Annotated in this window: 19 protein-coding genes; 11 read left to right on the forward strand and 8 right to left on the reverse strand. The window is 63.6% G+C overall.

The window, feature by feature from the left end; all coding sequences use genetic code 11:
• Positions 1-102: 102 nt before the first annotated feature.
• From BRA1253DRAFT_RS16755 to BRA1253DRAFT_RS16780, 6 genes are all read left to right on the forward strand, one after another.
• Positions 103-1,059: a carbohydrate ABC transporter permease gene (locus tag BRA1253DRAFT_RS16755; protein WP_007596214.1), complete on the forward strand. Its 957-nt coding sequence runs from the start codon at positions 103-105 to the stop codon at positions 1,057-1,059.
• On the forward strand, positions 1,052-1,951 hold the full coding sequence (locus BRA1253DRAFT_RS16760) for a carbohydrate ABC transporter permease (protein ID WP_007596216.1): 900 nt from the start codon (positions 1,052-1,054) through the stop codon (positions 1,949-1,951). Before BRA1253DRAFT_RS16755 ends, BRA1253DRAFT_RS16760 begins: the two co-directional genes overlap by 8 nt.
• A 133-nt stretch (positions 1,952-2,084) precedes the next feature.
• Entirely contained in the window at positions 2,085-3,053 is a 969-nt protein-coding gene (locus BRA1253DRAFT_RS16765; protein ID WP_007596217.1) for an MBL fold metallo-hydrolase, read from the forward strand.
• Positions 3,054-3,103: 50 nt separating this feature from the next.
• A complete protein-coding gene (locus tag BRA1253DRAFT_RS16770; RefSeq protein ID WP_007596218.1) occupies positions 3,104-4,108 on the forward strand; it encodes an alpha/beta fold hydrolase in 1,005 nt (334 codons plus the stop codon).
• Positions 4,109-4,129: 21 nt separating this feature from the next.
• Positions 4,130-4,576 (forward strand): DUF6130 family protein, encoded by a 447-nt coding sequence (locus BRA1253DRAFT_RS16775; RefSeq protein WP_007596219.1) that lies wholly within the window; start codon positions 4,130-4,132, stop codon positions 4,574-4,576.
• 84 nt (positions 4,577-4,660) lie between these two features.
• Complete coding sequence (locus BRA1253DRAFT_RS16780; RefSeq protein WP_007596220.1) at positions 4,661-6,016, forward strand: esterase-like activity of phytase family protein; 1,356 nt, start codon at positions 4,661-4,663, stop codon at positions 6,014-6,016.
• Between the two features lie 172 nt (positions 6,017-6,188).
• Here the strand turns inward: BRA1253DRAFT_RS16780 and BRA1253DRAFT_RS16785 are convergent, their stop codons facing one another.
• Positions 6,189-7,868: a mucoidy inhibitor MuiA family protein gene (locus BRA1253DRAFT_RS16785; protein WP_007596221.1), complete on the reverse strand. Its 1,680-nt coding sequence runs from the start codon at positions 7,866-7,868 to the stop codon at positions 6,189-6,191.
• Positions 7,869-8,035: 167 nt separating this feature from the next.
• Positions 8,036-8,656, reverse strand: coding sequence for a response regulator transcription factor (locus BRA1253DRAFT_RS16790; protein ID WP_007596222.1), 621 nt, complete (start codon positions 8,654-8,656; stop codon positions 8,036-8,038).
• A 204-nt stretch (positions 8,657-8,860) separates the two neighbouring features.
• Here BRA1253DRAFT_RS16790 and BRA1253DRAFT_RS16795 point away from each other — a divergent pair, with 204 nt between their 5' ends.
• Positions 8,861-9,889, forward strand: coding sequence for an AraC family transcriptional regulator (locus BRA1253DRAFT_RS16795; RefSeq protein ID WP_007596223.1), 1,029 nt, complete (start codon positions 8,861-8,863; stop codon positions 9,887-9,889).
• Position 9,890: 1 nt separating this feature from the next.
• On the opposite strand, the gene BRA1253DRAFT_RS16800 is transcribed toward BRA1253DRAFT_RS16795, so the two are convergent.
• Positions 9,891-11,102 (reverse strand): NnrS family protein, encoded by a 1,212-nt coding sequence (locus BRA1253DRAFT_RS16800; protein ID WP_007596225.1) that lies wholly within the window; start codon positions 11,100-11,102, stop codon positions 9,891-9,893.
• Positions 11,103-11,230: 128 nt separating this feature from the next.
• On the opposite strand from BRA1253DRAFT_RS16800, the gene BRA1253DRAFT_RS16805 reads away from it, so the two are divergent.
• Positions 11,231-11,941, forward strand: a complete 711-nt coding sequence (locus BRA1253DRAFT_RS16805) for a Crp/Fnr family transcriptional regulator (protein ID WP_007596227.1) — start codon at positions 11,231-11,233, stop codon at positions 11,939-11,941.
• 87 nt (positions 11,942-12,028) lie between these two features.
• Here the strand turns inward: BRA1253DRAFT_RS16805 and BRA1253DRAFT_RS16810 are convergent, their stop codons facing one another.
• Complete coding sequence (locus BRA1253DRAFT_RS16810) at positions 12,029-12,226, reverse strand: DUF1858 domain-containing protein (RefSeq protein WP_007596228.1); 198 nt, start codon at positions 12,224-12,226, stop codon at positions 12,029-12,031.
• Between the two features lie 180 nt (positions 12,227-12,406).
• A complete protein-coding gene (gene hemN, locus BRA1253DRAFT_RS16815; RefSeq protein ID WP_007596229.1) occupies positions 12,407-13,759 on the reverse strand; it encodes an oxygen-independent coproporphyrinogen III oxidase in 1,353 nt (450 codons plus the stop codon).
• 159 nt (positions 13,760-13,918) lie between these two features.
• Here hemN and BRA1253DRAFT_RS16820 point away from each other — a divergent pair, with 159 nt between their 5' ends.
• The 3 genes from BRA1253DRAFT_RS16820 (at position 13,919) to BRA1253DRAFT_RS16830 (ending at position 16,389) form a co-directional block, all read left to right on the forward strand.
• A complete protein-coding gene (locus BRA1253DRAFT_RS16820) occupies positions 13,919-14,125 on the forward strand; it encodes a hypothetical protein (RefSeq protein WP_007596230.1) in 207 nt (68 codons plus the stop codon).
• 236 nt (positions 14,126-14,361) lie between these two features.
• Positions 14,362-15,459 carry a copper-containing nitrite reductase gene (gene nirK / locus BRA1253DRAFT_RS16825; protein WP_007596231.1) on the forward strand — a complete coding sequence of 366 codons (1,098 nt, stop codon included), beginning with the start codon at positions 14,362-14,364 and terminating at the stop codon, positions 15,457-15,459.
• Between the two features lie 51 nt (positions 15,460-15,510).
• Entirely contained in the window at positions 15,511-16,389 is an 879-nt protein-coding gene (locus BRA1253DRAFT_RS16830) for an SUMF1/EgtB/PvdO family nonheme iron enzyme (RefSeq protein WP_007596232.1), read from the forward strand.
• Positions 16,390-16,600: 211 nt separating this feature from the next.
• Here BRA1253DRAFT_RS16830 and BRA1253DRAFT_RS16835 read toward each other — a convergent pair whose 3' ends face one another.
• From BRA1253DRAFT_RS16835 to BRA1253DRAFT_RS16845, 3 genes are read right to left on the reverse strand one after another with little or no spacing between them, the layout of a single operon-like run.
• Entirely contained in the window at positions 16,601-17,236 is a 636-nt protein-coding gene (locus tag BRA1253DRAFT_RS16835; RefSeq protein WP_007596234.1) for a GNAT family N-acetyltransferase, read from the reverse strand.
• A 21-nt stretch (positions 17,237-17,257) separates the two neighbouring features.
• Entirely contained in the window at positions 17,258-17,908 is a 651-nt protein-coding gene (locus tag BRA1253DRAFT_RS16840) for a CoA transferase subunit B (RefSeq protein ID WP_007596236.1), read from the reverse strand.
• 15 nt (positions 17,909-17,923) lie between these two features.
• On the reverse strand, positions 17,924-18,631 hold the full coding sequence (locus BRA1253DRAFT_RS16845) for a CoA transferase subunit A (RefSeq protein WP_007596238.1): 708 nt from the start codon (positions 18,629-18,631) through the stop codon (positions 17,924-17,926).
• Positions 18,632-18,894: the final 263 nt, after the last annotated feature.

An 18,894-nucleotide genomic window follows, 5' to 3' on the forward strand; every position in this document is an offset into this window, starting at 1 on the left:
GTGACGAAGCAATCCAGACTGTAACTGCGGAGACAGACTGGATTGCTTCGCTTCGCTCGCAATGACGGATGTGGTGACAGCCTAAAACAGGACGCCTGACCGATGTCCGTGACCACCCTCTCCTCCCCCGTACTCGCACGACGGCAGCCCTCCTGGCTGGTGCGCCTGTTCGACTACAAGCCCTTCCTGATCGTGATGTGCCTCGCACCCGCGATCGGGCTCCTTACGGTGTTCCTGACCTATCCGCTCGGCCTCGGCATCTGGCTCGCCTTCACCGACACCACGATCGGCAGAAAAGGCGTCTTCGTGGGCTTCGAGAACTTCCAGTATCTGCTCACCGATTCCCTGTGGTGGAACGCGGTGTTCTACAGCGTGGTCTACACGGGGATCGCGACCTTCGGGAAGTTCGCGCTGGGCTTCTGGCTCGCGCTGCTGCTCAACAACCATTTTCCGTTCAAGAGCCTGTTGCGTGCGATCATCCTGATGCCCTGGATCGTGCCGACGGTGCTCTCGGCGCTGGCGTTCTGGTGGATCTACGATCCGCAATTCTCGATCATCTCCTACCTTCTGGTCGATGTGCTGCATTGGCGCACGAGCAATATCGACTTCCTCGGCTCGCCCTGGCCGGCGCGCTTCTCGCTGATCGCCGCCAACATCTGGCGCGGCATTCCCTTCGTCGCGATCTCGCTGCTGGCGGGCCTGCAGACCATTTCGCCCTCGCTCTACGAGGCGGCGATGCTGGATGGCGCCAGCGCCTGGCAGCGCTTCCGCTACATTACCTTCCCGATGATGATGCCGATCCTCGCCATCGTCATGACCTTCTCGATCATCTTCACCTTCACCGACTTCCAGCTGGTCTACGCCATTACCCGTGGCGGCCCCGGCAACTCGACCCATCTGCTCGCCACGCTTGCCTTCCAGCGCGGCATTGCCGGCGGCGAGCTCGGCGAGGGCGCGGCGATCGCGGTGTCGATGATCCCGTTCCTGGTGTTCGCGACGCTGTTCTCTTATTTCGGCCTGGCGCGCCGCAAATGGCAGCAAGGAGAGAGCAATGACTGATACAGTGGCGCAACCGGCCGTCGCCGACGCGAAGGCTGTGCCGGACACCATGGCCTGGGATTCCGGGCTGCGGCGACTGATGATGATCTATCTGCCGCTCGGCTGCTTCGTGCTGATCCTGCTGTTTCCGTTCTACTGGATGGCGATCACGTCGTTCAAGCCGAACGCCGAGCTGATGAACTACCGGGAGCACAACCCATTCTGGATCTCCTCGCCGACGCTGGCGCACATCAAGCACCTGTTGTTCGACACCGCCTATCCGCGCTGGCTGTGGACGACAATGTTGGTTGCGGTCGGCGCGACCACGCTGTCGCTGATCGCGAGCACGCTTGCCGCCTACGCGATCGAGCGCTTGCGCTTCCGCGGCAGCCCCTATGTGGGCCTCGGCATTTATCTCGCCTATCTCGTGCCGCCGTCGATTCTGTTCATTCCGCTCGCAACCGTGGTCGTGCAGTTCGGCCTGTTCGACAGCCCGCTTGCCCTGATCCTGGTCTATCCGACCTTCCTGGTGCCGTTCTGCACCTGGCTCCTGATCGGCTATTTCAAGTCGATCCCCTACGAACTCGAGGAATGCGCGCTGGTGGATGGCGCCACACGGCTCCAGATCCTGCGCCGGATCACGCTACCGCTGGCGGTGCCCGGCCTGATCTCGGCCGGCATCTTCTCCTTCACGCTGTCCTGGAACGAGTTCATCTACGCACTCGCCTTCATCCAGAGCGGCGCCAACAAGACGGTGCCGGTCGCGATCCTGACCGAGCTCGTCACCGGCGACGTCTACCAGTGGGGTGCGCTGATGGCGGGATCACTGCTCGGCTCGCTGCCGGTTGCGATCTTCTACTCGCTCTTCGTCGATTACTACGTGTCGTCGCTGACCGGCGCGGTAAAGGAGTAACTCGCGGCTGAGCGCAAGCGCAGTCGATCGTGCTATCGTGATAGACTGCTTGCTGCATTGGCCCCACGCTCCATCGTGACAGCGGGGTCGATCATTGGCGCCGTCGATTGTCGCTCGAGAAAGCGAAAATTGCATGCGTTCGCCAAAGCTCCCGTCGTTATCCCGACGCGGTTTCTGCCTGTGTTGCGTCGGCGCCGCAGCGTCCGGCGCTTCGGGATGGCTTAGCCCGAGGCAAGCCTACGCAGAAGCGCGAGGCATCGTCAGCCTGATCAAGGACAGTGCTGCGGTATCGCCGATTGTCACGCACAAGCTCCGAAACAACATCACCGTGCTGGAAGGCTCCGGCGGCAACATTGCCGTGCTGACCGGGCCCGACGGCAAAGTCCTGATCGATGCGGGCATCCGCGTCTCACGTCCACAACTCACCAAAGCGCTGGCTGATCTCGGCGCCGATCCCGTCACCCATCTCGTCAACACCCACTGGCATTTCGATCATGCCGATGGCAACGAATGGCTGCATGCAGCCGGCGCCAAGATCATTGCCCAGGAAAACACCCGTAAACACCTTGCCGAAGTGCAGCGGGTCGAGGACTGGGACTACAATTTCCTTCCGCTCGGCGCGGGCGGAATCCCCAGCGAAGTCTTTGCCGACAGCCGCGAGCTTAAGCTCAACGGAACCTCGATCGGCCTGAAGTATTACGGGCCCGCACACACCGACAGCGACATCTCCGTCACCTTCGCAGAAGCCAATATCATTCATGTCGCCGACATGTTCTGGAACGGCATCTATCCGTTCATCGACTATTCGACCGGTGGCAGCATCGACGGGATGATCGCTGCATGCGACGCCAATCTCGCGGCGATGGACAAGGACACGATCGTCATCGCCGGGCATGGCAAGCCGGTGGGCAACAAGGCCGAATTCCAGGCCTTTCGCGACATGCTCGTCGGGATCCGCGACAACGTCGCGCGCCTCAAGAAGCAGGGACGAACGCGGGATGAAACCGTTGCGGCGAAGCCGACCGCGGCGTTCGACGCGATATGGGGGCAATTCGTGATCGATCCCGGCTTCTTCACCGGGCTGGTCTATCAGGGCGTTTGAAAAATCCCTCTCGGCCGTCGACGAACTCATCGTATTGAAAGGACATTGACATGAAAATCGTAGAGACCACATCCAAGCCATCGCTCCTTGATCGTCGCCGTCTCGTTCTTGGGTTGTCCGGAGCGGCTGTCGCAGTTGCTTCCACGGCAGCATCCGCGAAGCCGGAGCGCGACGAACACGCCGCCGCTGCCTATCCGGTCACTTATCATCGAACCAAGACCGTCGACGGGATCAAGATCTTCTATCGCGAGGCGGGTCCGAAGGACGCTCCCGTTGTGCTGTTGCTGCACGGCTTCCCGACCTCCTCGCATATGTTCCGCAACCTGATCCCGGCACTGGCCGACAGGTACCATGTGATCGCTCCCGACTATCCCGGCTACGGCCAGAGCGAGATGCCACCGCGCGCGACATTCAAGTACACATTCGACCGTTTCGGCGAGCTTGTCGGCGGCCTGCTCGACCAGCTCGGCGTCACTCGCTATGCGATGTATGTCATGGATTACGGCGCTCCCGTGGGCTGGCGCCTGGCGCTCAAGAATCCAGAGCGCATCAGCGGCCTGATCGTGCAGAACGGCAACGCCTATGATGAAGGGCTGAAGGAGTTCTGGAATCCGATCAAGCAATACTGGACCGACGGATCCGACACCAGCCGCCAAGCATTGATGAAGCTGGTGACGCTGGAAACGACGAAATTCCAGTACACCGACGGCATGTCCGACGTCAGCCGGATTTCACCCGACAACTGGGTGCAGGATCAGGCACTGCTCGACCGTCCCGGCAACAGCGAAATCCAGATGGACCTGTTCTACGACTATCGGACCAATTTGCCGCTGTATCCCGCGGTGCAGGCCTACTTCCGCAAGCACAAGCCGCCGACCCTGATCGTCTGGGGCAAGAACGATTTCATCTTCCCGGCCGATGGCGCCCATCCCTACAAACGCGACCTGCCCCAGGTGGAGTTTCACCTCATCAACACCGGCCATTTCGCGCTCGAGGACAAGTTCGACGAAATGGTCCCATTGATCCGCAACTTCCTCTCCCGCAAGATCGCCTGATCAGTCCGGAAGGAAACGGACATGTATGCCGCTCTCGACTGCATGGCCGTTCTGGCGGCCTCCACCTTGTTCGCAGCAGCCGCCGTCGCCCAAACCGCCAGAGACGTGCGCGGCCCATCGCCACTGGTCGCGATCGAAAATGAGGCGCCTGCGCGGTTGATCGTCGATCCGCCGCTCGCCGACCAGTTGGCGCAGGGTCTCGTCTTCATCCAGTACACCACGGAGAATCTCCGCGTCGTGCCGGTGTTTGGCAAGGGCGCGCTCGACGTATCGCCGCGCATTGGCCACGTCCATATCACGGTCGACGATGCGCCGTGGCATTTTGTCGATGCCAGTGGCGAGACCGTGATCGTGGTCGGACTGAAGCCAGGACCCCACAAGGTCCTGTTGGAGCTGGCAGATCCGACGCACCACGTGATCGACAGCAAGTCCGTCAGCTTTGAGATTCCCACACCGCTAAAAAAATGACCGTCGGCCGCGGCGTTTGGCCCGGTTTCACAAAACTGCAATGCGCGGTCCGCATAAGACGGCCTCCGTTAACAGGAGACGCACATGCGCGCGACTTTTCTTGGCACCGTCGCAACGATCATTCTCACCGCGAGCTCCGCGCTCGCGCAGAGCGAAGGCGAATTCCCGGCCAGGCTCGCCGGCCACGTCGTGATGCCGGCCGCCACGTTCATCGACGCGCCGGCTGATGCGCCCGCCGATCTCAAGACCTCCGGCAAATACACCACCGGAAAGCGCGTCGACGCGCTCGGCACGGTGATGGGCAAGTCCTATGAGCGGGCGACCGGCTTGTCGCTGCCGTTCAAGGGCCAGCCGCTGCAAGGCCATTCCGGCATCAAGTCGATGGGCGACGGCACCTTCTGGGTCGTCACCGACAACGGCATGGGCGCGCGCGCCAATTCGCCGGATTCCATGCTGTACCTCAACCGCTACAAGATGGATTGGGCCGGTGGCAAGATCGAGCGGCTGGAGACCGTGTTCCTGCACGACCCCGACAGACGCGTGCCGTTCCGCATCGTGCATGAAGATACCGAGAAGCGCTATCTCACCGGCTCCGACTTCGACACCGAAGGTTTTCAGATCATCGGCGACACCTTCTGGATCGGCGACGAATTCGGCCCCTATATCCTGGAGGCCGACAAATCAGGCAAGATCCTCGGGCTGTTCGAGACGGTTGCCGACGGCAAGCCGGTGCGCTCGCCGGATCATTGGGCGGTGACGACCCCGGGCGCGCCGGGCGCGACCTACACCAACGTCAACCTGCGGCGCTCCAAGGGTTATGAGGGCTTCGCCTCCTCGAAAGACGGCAAGTTTCTCTACGGCCTGCTCGAGGGGCCGCTGTGGGACGCCGACAAGAAAGACTGGGAGAAGGTCGACGGCAAGGAAGCCTCGCGCATCCTCGAATTCGACGTCGCCGCGGAAAAGTTCACTGGCCGCTACTGGCAGTATGTCTTCGAGCAGAACGGCAATGCCATCGGCGACTTCAACATGATCGACCGGGCGAGCGGTCTGATCATCGAGCGCGACAACGGCGAAGGCACGCCCGACAAGGCCTGCCCGCAAGGCACCCGCGGCGAGAACTGCTTCCCCGACGTCGCCAAGTTCAAGCGCGTCTACAAGATCGAGCTCACCGACGCCAATGTCGGCAAGCCCGTGCGCAAGATCGGCTACATCGACCTCCTGAAGATCAGAGATCCCGACAACAAGGCGAAGAAGCCGCTCAATGATGGCGTCTACACCTTCCCGTTCTTCACCATCGAGAACGTCGATCGTGTCGACGAAACCCACATCATCGTCGGCAACGACAACAATCTGCCGTTCTCGTCCAGCCGCGATCCCAACAAGGCCGACGACGACGAGTTCATGCTGCTCGATGTCGCGGATTTCCTGAAGGCGAAGTAAGCTGACGCTCTTTCAACACAGTCATCGCCCGGCTTGACCGGGCGATCCAGTAATCCGCGGCGCCAGCGATTGAATCGTGACGCCGCGGCGTACTGGATGCCCCGCCTTCGCGGGGCATGACAGGGAGTGAGCGAGCGCGAGCTAAGACAGCATCGCACTTCGGCGCCGCCCATCAACCCGCCGGCACGATCACCATGCTCTTGTCTTTCGGCCAGCGAATGCGCCAGGCGAAATTGATGTCCTTGACCTCACCGGGCTTGGCGTCGAACGACCATTCCAGCACGCCGCGCCGGTCGCGAATGTTGCTTGCGGTCGGCGGCGTGGTCGCAGGCAACATCTCGACGAGGATGTCCTCGTTCTCGCTGACCGGCAACTGATCCTCGATCGCGACCTTGATCGGGAAGTCGTGACCGTTGCGGATCGTCGTCTTGAACGATCGCTCGTCGGTCTTCGACGTCGTGACCAGGAGACCGGCCGAACCTTCGTTGCGCTTGAGCACCGCGCGCTCGATCCTGACCTTGTCGTCGGCGCCGAAGCCGAGCCGCACGATATCGTCCTTGGCCGAAGCCGAGAGCTTGCCGCGGCCGACGAAGGTTCCATCGCGATAGATTGCGACCTTGCCTGGCAACAGGCTCGTGTCGTCGGCCTGCTTGAAGCTGGCTTCGAGGAAGGCGGTGGGATCCATCACCGGAGCCGCGCGCACCATGAGATCGGCGGGCACGGTCATCGAGGCGATGCGCAGGCTCTTGGCGCCCTCGGCGGGGGCGAGGCTGACGCGGCCGGGAATTTTGTAGGTGGCCTGGAAGTCGCCGATCTCGGCGACCGCCTGCTGTTCTTCGGCGCGTTCGGCAATATCTTCCCTGGATCGGCTGGCATAAGCCGGAGCTTCCATCTTACGCTGCATTGGCGCCGCCGCAGGCATTGCCGAATCCGAAAGCGAACCCAGCGCCCGCGGCTTCGGCACTTGCGGATACTGCGCGACCAGCGAATTCAGCTCCGGCGCGCTGCCGCCGCGGCCGATGCGGACCGTGGAGACGCCGAGCGTGACGTTGGACCAGTCCTCGCCGGTCGATTGCGTGACTTCGGCACGGCGAACCAATTCGAGCTGCGGCTTGCGATCCTTCGCGCCGGTGTCGAGGCGGGCGTCGTAGAGCGGCAGCCAGCGCGCATTGCGCACATTGTAGGTGACCCTCAACGTCGCCTTGGTTGCTGCCGGCACGGCGATGTCCATGCGGACTTCGAGCTTGCTCGGCGGCTTGGCCTTGCGCTCGATTTCGAGCTGGCCGATCTGCCGATCGATCTCGCGCATCTTGCGCGTGGCGTCGCGAACGGCGGTATCGGCGCTCGCAATTTCCTCCCCGACGGTGGCAAAGGCCGTGCGCCATTCGGCAATCGGCCGCGCCTCGCCCTTGTCGCCGATGCCGGCGGGCGATGCTTCCGCAAAATGCTCCGCGAATTTGCGCCGCGCATTGGCCGAGTCGATCGCGCCTTGCAGGTCGGCGCGCTGGTCATTCAGCGCCTCGATGCGCTTGTCCAGCTCCGGCAGATTGACCGGCGCCGCACGTGGCGTTCGCGCATCGATCGTGCCGATGGTGAGCTTCGCTCCCCCCTCACCCTCCACCCGGATCGAGGAGGTGTCGAGACCAAGCGGGAAGTCCTTGGCAATGAGCGTCGAGTCACCAGACGGCAGGTCCACCGCGATGACGCGGGTGACGGTCGCGCCATCAGGGTAAACCGTGACGGTATCGATGGCCGATGTGGCGTCCAATTCGGCAGCCCATGACGACGACGCGAAGGCCGTGGTCACCAGAACCAGGCTCGTCGTTGCCAAACATCTTGCGGTGATGCGCATCAAGTCCCTCCTCCAAGTCATCGCCGCCGCCAGCCGGACGCGCGATCCAATGCCTCGCCAACATGGTTGGACGCGGCAGGGAAGGAACTGGTTCGATTGAGGTTTCCGTGGGGCGCCGCCGCGGCGGCAGCGGGGCCCGGAACGGGTCGTCGGCCGCGACAGAGCCCTTAATCCTGAGCGGACGAACCCTGGCCGAAAATGCGGCGAAGCAGGTCTGTCACGTTCTTGGCGCCCGCCTTCTTCAGAATGCCGGCGCGATAGCCTTCGACCGTCCGTGCGCTCAGATGCATGCGCCGGGCGATCTCCTTGTTGGTCAGGCCGGCGGCGAGATGCTCGAGCACGTCACCTTCGCGCGCGGTCAGGGGTTCGCAGCCGGGCAACCAGCGCTGCCGGTTGGAGCCGGGCTGCGCGAACTCGTCGATGGCGGCATCGATCCGGTCGACGATGTCGCGGGTGCGGAACGGCTTCTCGATGAAGTCGGCCGCACCGCTCCTGATGGCATCGACCGCCATGGCGATGCTGCCGTTTGTCGCGGTCACCAGCACCGGCGCCATGCAGTTTTCCTCGCGCAGGCGCTTGAGCACGTCGAGACCGGAGCGATCGGGCGGCATCTCCAGCAGCACGCAGGCCGGCATCCGCGCCTTGGCCTCCGAGAGCAGAGACGCGCCGTCGGCGAAGCAGATCACGTTGTATGCGCTCTGTTGGAGCGCGGTGGAAAGTTGTTCGCGGGAGGCGGCATCGGTGTCGATGACGAATACCTCACCCTTGGAAAGCATGTTCCCAGGCATAATTCCGATCCAGCAATGTCTTTTGGTCAAATGGTCCGAGACAGCAGCGGGGCCTCGTCGCGCCGCGCCGTCATATGCACGGCATTCACGCCCGTGCTTCGGTTTCCCTTATGTATGTTCCACCCGGTTCCCGGATTTGACGGATCGGGACATAAACTTTACATTTCGGGACATCTGCGGGAATGGCTGGCAGGAACGGTTCGCATGACCGACCTCATTCGCAGCGCGGGCTTGAGCTATTACCCGGAGGTCGCCCGGTCGGTCGGGCTCGACCCCAGACAAATGATGCGCAAGGTCAGGCTGCCGCTGGCCTGCCTCGACAAGCCCGATACGCCCATTGCCGTCACCGGCCTGCGACGTCTGCTCGAATTGTCGGCAGAGGCGTCCGGAGCCGAAGATTTCGGCTTGCGGCTTGCCGAGCGCGGCGGGCTGACCAATTTCGGCGCGGTCGGCCTGATCGTGCGCGAACAGGCGACGGTAGGTGAAGCCATCGAAGCCTTCTCGCGCTTCATCCCGATCCATCACGACGGCATGAAGCTGGACGTCACCCGCGACAAGCAGACCGTGACCGTCACGCTGCACCTGCGCGGCCGACAGCCGACCGCGCCGCGCCAGTCGATCGACATGGCGCTCGGCAGCGTCCACCGCATCATCCAGTCGCTGTTCGGCAGCGATTGGCGGCCGCAGGAAGTGCACCTGCATTACCCACCGCCGCACGACCGCAAGCGCTACCGCGAGTTCTACGGCTGCCGCGTGACTTTCAATGCGGAGGACGATTCGATCCTGTTGTCGGCGCACGACATGGAGCGCCGGATCCCGAGCGCGCATCCGCTGATCGCGAGCTATCTGCGCAAGCGGATCGAGGCGATCGAGACGCGGCCGGCAAGCTGGGAGGAGAAGGTCGACGAGGTCGTGCGTCTCCTGCTCGCCGGCGGCGACTGCACGGTCGAGCGCGTCGCCGAGCACCTCGCCTGCACCCGCCGCACCGTCCACCGGCACCTCGCCGAAGCCGGCACCAGCTTCTCGGCGATTCTCGACGCGCAGCGCGCCGATCTCGTGGTCCAGCTGATCGATAATCCCGGCCGGCCGCTGGCCGACATCGCCGTGCAGCTCGGCTTCTCCGCGCAGAGCGCCATGGCCCGCTGGTTCCGCGGCCATTTCGGCTGCACCATCACCGCATGGCGCAAAGGCGTCAGGCCATTGAAATCGTCGACCGTGGCGACCGCAGCTTGAATCAGCGTGCCGGGACGGGCACGCCCATGATGGCGAGGGCGCGGCGAGGGCTGCCGGCGAGCAGCGGGCCGAACGCGATGGCAAAGCCGAGGAACGCAACGATCCACCCGCAGGCGGCAAGGTGCAGCAACGCATCGCTGTGCGCAGGCCAAACCACCGCCGCGACCCGCGCCAGCGCCGCAACGATGATCGCGGCATAGATGGCCTGTGTCGCCGGCGAAGCTGTCAGCGCCTGTCCAGTATGGCCGAGACTCGCACGGGTCATCACCGCGAGCGTCATGGTTCCGGCCGCGCCGGCCATCCAGGCATGGACGCCCGCGCTCGGCGGCAATTCGCCGACGACGGCAAAGGCATGCAGGAGGAAACCGAGCGGCACGAAGACATAGCCGATATGGAGGATCAGGAGCAGCCGCTCGCGGAATGTGCGGTCACCGGCCCAGCGTGCGAGCCGCACCAGATGGAGCCCGCCGACAAGCGCCATCGCCACGCCGGTGAGGGTGCTCAACGGCGCCACAATCCACGCGATGATCGCAATTGCGCTGCACCCGATCACCACACCGTCAAAGCGTCCGAATGGCACCGGGAGGCGGCCGGGGTTGAACTTGACCAGCCAGTTGCGGGTGAAGCTCGGGATGATGCGGCCGCCGATCAGCGAGATCATCAGCACGACCACGCCGATGCCGACGCGGATGCCAACATCGGCCGCACCCGCATAATGCGCTTCGAGATGGAAGCCGACATTGCCGGCGAGCAGCACGAGCACCAGCACCACCACAGGAAGGTTGCGCCAGTTGCCGCCGGCGATGATCTCGCGCGTTGCTGCAGCGACGACCAAGGTCAGGAAGGCGGCATCGACGGCAAGCGCAAACGCCCAGCCGATATCGGCGGACAGCGTCACCGCGACGCGGCCGGCGAGCCAGACCGCCAGCAGCGCGCCCAAGGACGTCCCCTGGATCGGCAGCCGCCCGGTCCAGTTCGGAATCGCCGTGAACAGGAATCCCGTGATCACCGCCGGCAGGAAGCCGTAGAGCATCTCATGGACGTGCCAATCGCGCGGCGCGAAAGCCGACGTCACCGACAATTCGCCGTAGAACATCGGCAGCCAGGCCAGGATCGAAAGCCCAGCCTGGATGGCGGCGAGCAGGAAAAAGGGCCGAAAGCTGTTCGCAAACAGCGGCCAGCCCTCAAAGTTGCGGGATCGGGCGCCAGCCATGGGTCAACTCCAGTCGATTCAAATCGTCGCCTGGAAAAATACTGCCGTCCGGCCGGCTCGTTTTTGAGCTATCGCAAACACCCTGACGATTGCAGGTGTCATCACACTTCCAGCGCCAAGGAGGCAGAATGGCCAAGGTCGACACATCGTTGGTTGCGCATTTGCCGCTGTTTGGGGGTGTCAAACCGGAGGACCTCGAGGAGATCCTGCGCGAGGCCCGCTCAGTGCGCTATCCCAAGAACAGCGCCATTTTCGAGCAGGGTGCGGACGCGCAATCCTTCTTCCTGCTGCTGCACGGCCATGTTCGCGCAGCCAAGACCACACCGAGCGGCGAGCAGATCGTGGTGCGCTACGTCTCGCCGGGCGAGACGTTCGGTCTCGCGATGGCGATCGGGGCCGCGCGCTATCCGGCCACGGCGATCGCGGTCGACGACAGCGTCGCCCTGATCTGGCCGACCTCGGCCTGGCCGCGACTGGTCGAGCGATTTCCCTCGCTTGCCGCCAACACGCTCCAAACCGTCGGCACGCGGCTGCAGGAGAGCCACACCCGAATCCTGGAAATGTCGACCCAGCAGGTCGAGCAGCGCGTCGCGCATGCGCTGCTGCGCCTCGCCAAACAATCCGGCAAGAAGCTCGACCACGGCATCGAGATCGATTTCCCGATCAGCCGCCAGGACATCGCGCAGATGACCGGCACCACGCTGCACACCGTGAGCCGCATCCTGAGCGGCTGGGAACAGCAGGGGCTGGTCGAGAGCGGCCGTCAGCGCATCATCCTGCGCGATCCGCATGGCATCGTCGTGCTGGCGGAGCGGAGCCCTGACAGCGGCGCGGCTTAAGGCCAGGGGTGAGCGTCGCTTCCGCTTACGGCGAAAGCGCCCCTCACCCGGGAATCCGCGCGCAGCCCGCGCGAATTCCAGATCGGTTCACGCCGGCACGCGGTCACACAGCGCGGCGAGGAATTTGTCGCGATCGATGCCATGCTCGCGGCAGGCGTCATCGACCGTGTGGAAGGTTGCGATCGGACAGCCCACGCAGGCCATCCTGAAGGCGAGAAACACGCGGATCGTGTGCGGCGCCGTGCGCATGATGTCATCGACCAGATCGTCGGATCCAAAAGGCATGGACAACAACTCCGTTCCGAAACCACGATAGCAGAGCGGGCGGCGGTTTCTTTGTTGGAGCGCAAGCTGCTTGTCATTCCGGAGCGCGCGAAGCGCGAGCCCGGAATCCATCGGGCAGCAGACCGAGAGGTGAAATGGATTCCGGGCTCGCACCAAGTGGCGCACCCCGGAATGACGGGACTACACCGCCCGGCTGTGCAACTGCTTCGCGGGATCCAGATGCGCGTCGAACGCGGCTGCGACGCTGCGCACGAGAAAGCGGGAGTCCTTGGCGACTGCGATGCGGGCGCCGTCGAGTTTCACGACGCCGTCGGAAATCAGCGGCTTCAGACGCGACGCCGATTTCAGCATTGCCCCGGCCTCTGCGCCATGACGCGCGCAGATATCGCCGAGATCGGCGCTGAACTCGCACATGATGCGTTCGATGATGTCGGCGCGCAGCCGGTCGTCGTCGGTGAGGCCATAGCCTTTCGCGGTGGCCAAATGGCCGGCGGCGATGCTCTGCGCATAGGCGCCGATCTGCACCTCGTTCTGGACATAGCCCTGCGGCAAATGTCCGATCGCGCTCGCGCCGAAGCCGAGCAGAACTTCGCCCTGGTCGGTGGTGTAGCCCTGAAAATTGCGCCGCAGCGTGCGTTGCTCGAAGGCCACGGCCATGGAATCGCCGGGTCGCGCGAAATGATCGAGCCCGATCTGCACGTAGCCGGCCTCCTTCAACGCATTGGCGATCGCGCAGGCTTGGTCGTGGCGCGCAAGGCCGTCGGGCAGCACGGCCTCGTTGATCATGCGCTGGTGCTTCTTGAAAGCAGGCACATGCGCGTAGCCGAACACCGAGAAGCGGTCGGGCCCAAGCTCGAGCGAACGTCGCACCGTATCCAGGCACGAGGCAACGGTCTGGTGCGGCAGTCCGTAGATCAGATCGAAGTTGATCCCCTTGATGCCGGCGTGCTGGAGCATGTCGACCACGGAAGCCGTCTGCTCAAAACTCTGCACCCGGTTGATCGCGCGCTGCACGACAGGGTCGAAGCTCTGCACGCCCAGGCTCGCGCGATTGACGCCGGAGAGCCGCATCGCCTCGACCATGTCGGAAGTCAGCGTGCGGGGATCGATCTCGACTGCAATCTCGGCCGACGGCAGCACGAAGAACGATTGCCGCATCGCCGCCATCAACTCGGCAAAAGCCTCCGGCGCCATGATCGTCGGCGTGCCGCCGCCGAAATGGATGTGCTCGACCTTGATGCGCCGGCCGATCGTCTCGGACACCTGCGCGATCTCGCTGCGCAGCGTACGCAGATAGGCCGCGATGAGACCGTCTCGACGAACGATCTGGGTATGGCAGCCGCAATACCAGCACATCTCGCGGCAGAACGGCACGTGCAGATAAAGCGACGCGCTGGCCGCCGCCGGGAGCTCCGCCAGCCAGCGGGCGTAGGCCCCCGCGCCGATCTCCGGCGAGAAATGCGGTGCGGTCGGGTAGCTCGTGTAGCGCGGCAATCGTTCTTCGCCGTAGCTCGCCGCAAGATCGGCCCTCATATCTTACCCATTCGTCAATCAATGCTGCGCAGCGGGGCGGCGCATCCCGGATGGCACGAAATTACTCGTTTTCGGGTGCGAAACCTTGCGCTCGCTCAAAGTCCGAGCACGGGATCGGAGCCATGGTGACATTTGATTATTGCCCTCTGGAGATAGGTTATGGCGTCGTTCGCGCTCGATCTCGTTCTGTGGCTCACCGGCGTTCGCGGCCATATCCCGCGCTTCGACGATTTTCGTCCCGTCCCCTCCACGCCCACCGTTGGCGCCGGCCACGTGGTCCGCGTGATGGTCATCACGGCCGCGGTCTTCGCCGCGCTGTCGCTCGCGGTTTGGGGCACGGTCTGGATTGCGATCCAGTTGCTCTAATCGACGACAATCCATTCGCAATAAACGCAGCTGAACATGCGAACGATTTGCGGCCGACGCGACTGACGTCGCGAGTCGTCACGTATTTCGTATCGCCGATGCGATCTTCGACAAACTCCTAAGGATTTTACCGGAGGCGAATTCGGCAAAAGCTTGTCGCAGCACAAACACACTTGCCGCGATCGGCGCACACTGCATTCCGTCATCAAAACCATTTCAGATGAAGGATGCTTCCGATGTTCACCCGCCGAGCCGCATTGATCAGCGCCGCCGCAACCGCCCTGATGCTGGCGACACCCGCCTTGGCTGCCGATGATCTCAAACTGCCGCGCCAGAAGGTCGAGCTGGTCGCTCCGCCGTTCGTGCACGCGCATGAGCAAGCGACCAAGCAGGGTCCCAAGATCGTAGAGTTCCGACTCACGATCGAGGAGAAGAAGGTCGTCATCGACGAGAAGGGCACCACCTTCCAGGCGATGACCTTCAACGGGTCGATGCCGGGTCCGATGATGGTCGTGCACGAGGGCGACTACGTCGAAACGACGCTGGTCAATCCCGCAACCAATTCCATGCCGCACAACATCGACTTCCATTCCGCGACCGGCGCGCTCGGCGGCGGCGCGCTCACGCTGGTCAATCCCGGCGAGCAGGTCGTCTTGCGCTGGAAGGCAACCAAAACCGGCGTGTTCGTCTACCATTGCGCACCGGGCGGCCCGATGATCCCCTGGCACGTCGTCTCCGGCATGAACGGCGCCGTGATGGTGCTGCCGCGCGACGGCCTCAACGACGGCAAGGGCCACGCACTGAAATACGACAAGATCTACTATGTCGGAGAGCAGGACATGTACGTGCCGCGCGACGACAAGGGCAATTTCAAGTCCTATGAATCGCCGGGCGAAGCCTTCACCGACACCGAAGAGGTGATGAAGAAGCTGATCCCCTCTCATGTCGTGTTCAACGGCAAGGTCGGCGCGCTCACCGGCAAGAATGCGCTGACCGCCAATGTCGGCGAGAACGTGCTGATCGTGCATTCGCAGGCCAATCGCGACAGCCGTCCGCATCTGATCGGCGGCCATGGCGACTATGTCTGGGAGACCGGCAAGTTCTCCAACGCGCCGGAGACCGGGCTTGAGACGTGGTTCATCCGCGGCGGCTCGGCGGGAGCTGCGCTGTACAAGTTCATGCAGCCCGGCATCTACGCCTATGTCACGCACAATCTGATCGAAGCCGCCGACCTCGGCGCCACCGCGCACTTCAAGGTCGAAGGCAAGTGGAACGACGATTTGATGACGCAGGTGAAGGCCCCTGCCGATATCCCGGCCCCCAACACCAACTAGACGCGACGAGGGGCCGGTGAATGACCGGCCCCTTTTCCTTGGGGAACGACCATGCTGATCGCATTCAAGTTGAAACTGCTGCTCGCCTGCGCCGCCGGGCTTGCAGGGCCGATCGCGGTGGCGCCGCTCGTGTCGGAGATCGGGACCCACGGCGCTGCGACGGAGCCCGCCATCGTCAGGGTCGCGCCAGGCAGCCTGTCCTATCGCGAGGCCGGCGATTTCACGCGTGCCGGGCAGCAGGCGGAAGCGCCGCTGCGCGCGATGCGCTTCGAGAGGCCGCTGTACATCATGCGGCATCAGGTCTCGTCATCCGACTATCAGATTTGCGTGCAGGAGGGCGCTTGCCGCGCGCTTGATCGCGGCGTGGCAATCGCCTCCGATCGACCCGCGGTGCAGGTGAGCTGGCATGATGCCGAGGCTTATGCGGGTTGGCTCTCGCGCAAGACCGGTCACAGTTACCGCCTGCCGAGCGACGTGGAATGGGCCTTTGCGGCCGGCTCCCGATTCAGGGATGACGGCCTTCCGGTGGACGCAACAGATCCATCGAAGCGCTGGATCGGCCGCTATGAACGTGAATCCGAACGCGACCTCTTCGACACGACGACCTATCCGTTTGGCAGGTTCGGTGTGAACGAGCACAGCATCGAAGATCTCGCCGGCAATGTCTGGGAGTGGACCTCGACCTGCTTCGTGCGCTCGCGGATCGACGCAGCCGGCAATGCCGGCCGTCCCACCGTGAACTGCGGTGTGCGCGTCGCCGAAGGCGCGCACCGCGCCTATGTCACCGATTTCATCCGCGACGCCCGCGCGGGCGGCTGCGCACAGGGCGTCCCTCCCGCCAATCTCGGCTTCCGCCTGGTTCGAGAGGAAACGTCCTGGGTCGCAAGCGTGTCGGCGCGGTGGAGCAAGACGTGGGCAGCGAGGTCGTAGCGGATCTAAACGCGAGGGAAGATCGACGCCGGCGCCTCATATTCGGTCATTGCGAGCGCAGCGACTTGTCCGCCGAAGCCTCGGCGAAGGCGGAAGCAATCCAGAATCTTTCTGCGGAGACAGTCTGGATTGCTTCGTCGCAAGAGCTCCTCGCAATGACGAAATTGCGGCGCGCGCCCGGCGCTCAACCGTCACTGCACGCGCGGCGTGCTCAGATCGCCCGCACGAACATGCGAAAGCCCGGCGCACCGATGATCGCCTCGAAGGCAGGATCGCGCTTCTCCTCGGCAAGGACGAAGCCGGCCTTGGCATAAGCGCGCTCGGCGGGCTCGTTGCCGATCAGGAACGATATCGTCGCCCGGGCAAATCCAGCTGCCCGCCCCTTCTCCAGCGCATGCGCGATCAGTGACTGCACCAGGCCGCGGCCGCGATAGGCGGGATCAGTCGCGACATACTCGATCATCCAATCGCCCTCGCCGCCCTGAACCCAGCAGGCGCGCGTGTAGCCGGCGCGTTGACGAATGGCCTCCAGCTCTGCCGGGGCGAGCCCGGACGCGGCTGCGACTTCTTCGATCGCACGCCAAGCCGCTGGTCCCGTGCCGGCCGCCGGTAGCGCGCACAAGGCGGCAGCAGGCTTGCCATCGATCTCGGCGACCAGAAATTGCGAGACGTGCCACATCGACACTGCGCGGGCGACTGCGACGCGCGCGATGAAAGCGCGGCACTGTGTTTCAGGCCAACCGAGCGCAACGTCGAACCAGCCGCGCGGCCGGTAGCCGCGCTGCGATGACAGGATGGTTTGTGCGATGAAATCGGCGTCTTCGGGACGCGCAGACCGTATCGTCATGCGCGCCCCTTCGCGAAAACCTTACGTGTTCTTCAGCGCGACGCGGAATTCGGCTTCGGTCTTGGCCTTGACCTCGTCGAGCGAGACGCCGTCGGCGAGCTCGATCAGCGCCATGCCGCCGCTGCCGTGCTTGTCGATGGTGAAGACGGCCAGGTCGGTCACGACCATGTCGACCACGCGCTCGCCGGTCAGCGGCAAATTGCATTGCTTCAGGAGCTTTGGACCGTCCTTGGCCGAATGCTCCATCACCACGACCACGCGCTTGACGCCGGCGACGAGATCCATCGCGCCGCCCATGCCCTTGACCATCTTGCCGGGGATCATCCAGTTGGCGAGATCGCCGTTCTGGGCCACCTGCATGGCGCCGAGGATCGACAGATCCATGTGGCCGCCACGGATCATGCCGAAGGAATCCGCGCTCGAGAAGTACGAGGTCGACGGCAGCTCGCTGACGGTCTGCTTGCCGGCGTTGATGAGATCGGCGTCCTCTTCACCCTCATAGGGGAACGGGCCCATGCCGAGCATGCCGTTCTCGCTCTGAAGGCTGACGTCCATGCCGTCGGGGATGTAATTCGAGACCAGCGTCGGGATGCCGATGCCGAGATTGACGTAATAGCCGTCACGCAGTTCCTTCGCGGCGCGCGCAGCCATCTGTTCACGGGTCCAGGCCATCTTAGTCTCCTGATCTCAAGCTGCCGTGCGCGGGCGGGTGTTGCGGAATTCGATGCGCTTCTTGGCCGTTCCGACCTCGACGATGCGCTTGACGAAAAGACCGGGTGTGTGGATGTGGTCGGGATCGAGTTCGCCGGCCGGAACCAGATGCTCGACCTCGGCCACCGTGACCTTGGCGGCCGTCGCCATCATCGGGTTAAAGTTGCGCGCGGTCTTGCGGTAGATGAGGTTACCTGCGGTGTCGCCCTTCCAGGCGTGGACGATGGCGAGGTCGGCGAACAGGCCGCGCTCCATCAGGTATTTCTGCCCGTCGAATTCCTTCACTTCCTTGCCTTCGGCGATCAGCGTGCCGACGCCGGTCTTGGTGTAGAAGGCCGGAATGCCGGCACCGCCGGCGCGGATGCGCTCGGCCAGCGTGCCCTGCGGATTGAATTCGAGTTCCAGCTCGCCGGCGAGGAATTGCTGGGCGAACAGCTTGTTCTCGCCGACATAGGACGAGATCATTTTCTTGATCTGACGGGTTTCGAGCAGGCGGCTGAGGCCAATGCCGTCGACGCCGGCATTGTTTGAGACCACCGTCAGGTCCTTGACGCCGGAGTCGCGGATCGCGTCCGACAGCGTCTCGGCGATGCCGCAAAGGCCGAAGCCGCCCGACATGATCATCATGCCGTCTTTCAGAACACCCTCGAGAGCCGACTTGGCGTCGGGATAGACCTTGTTCATGCAAATTACCTTCGAGTGAACCTTCGGCTTGCAGGCGTCGCGCCTTAGTGGCGGCGATTATTAGGCGAAATCGTCCGAAGCCGTCAATGATACGGGGTTCTCCGCTCCACCCCTGGGTGATAGAAGCTGCCCAAGCCGTGGGCGCAACCGTTCCCGCGGCCTTGAAAGCGACAAGAAAACCCATCAAGTTGCGGCACTTAACACAATAGGTCTTGGGCGTGGGGCGCGCAGGTTTCCCGGCCCGCCTTCTGGCTCCAGCGACC

This window comes from Bradyrhizobium sp. WSM1253 (assembly GCF_000244935.1).
GTDB lineage: Bacteria > Pseudomonadota > Alphaproteobacteria > Rhizobiales > Xanthobacteraceae > Bradyrhizobium > Bradyrhizobium canariense.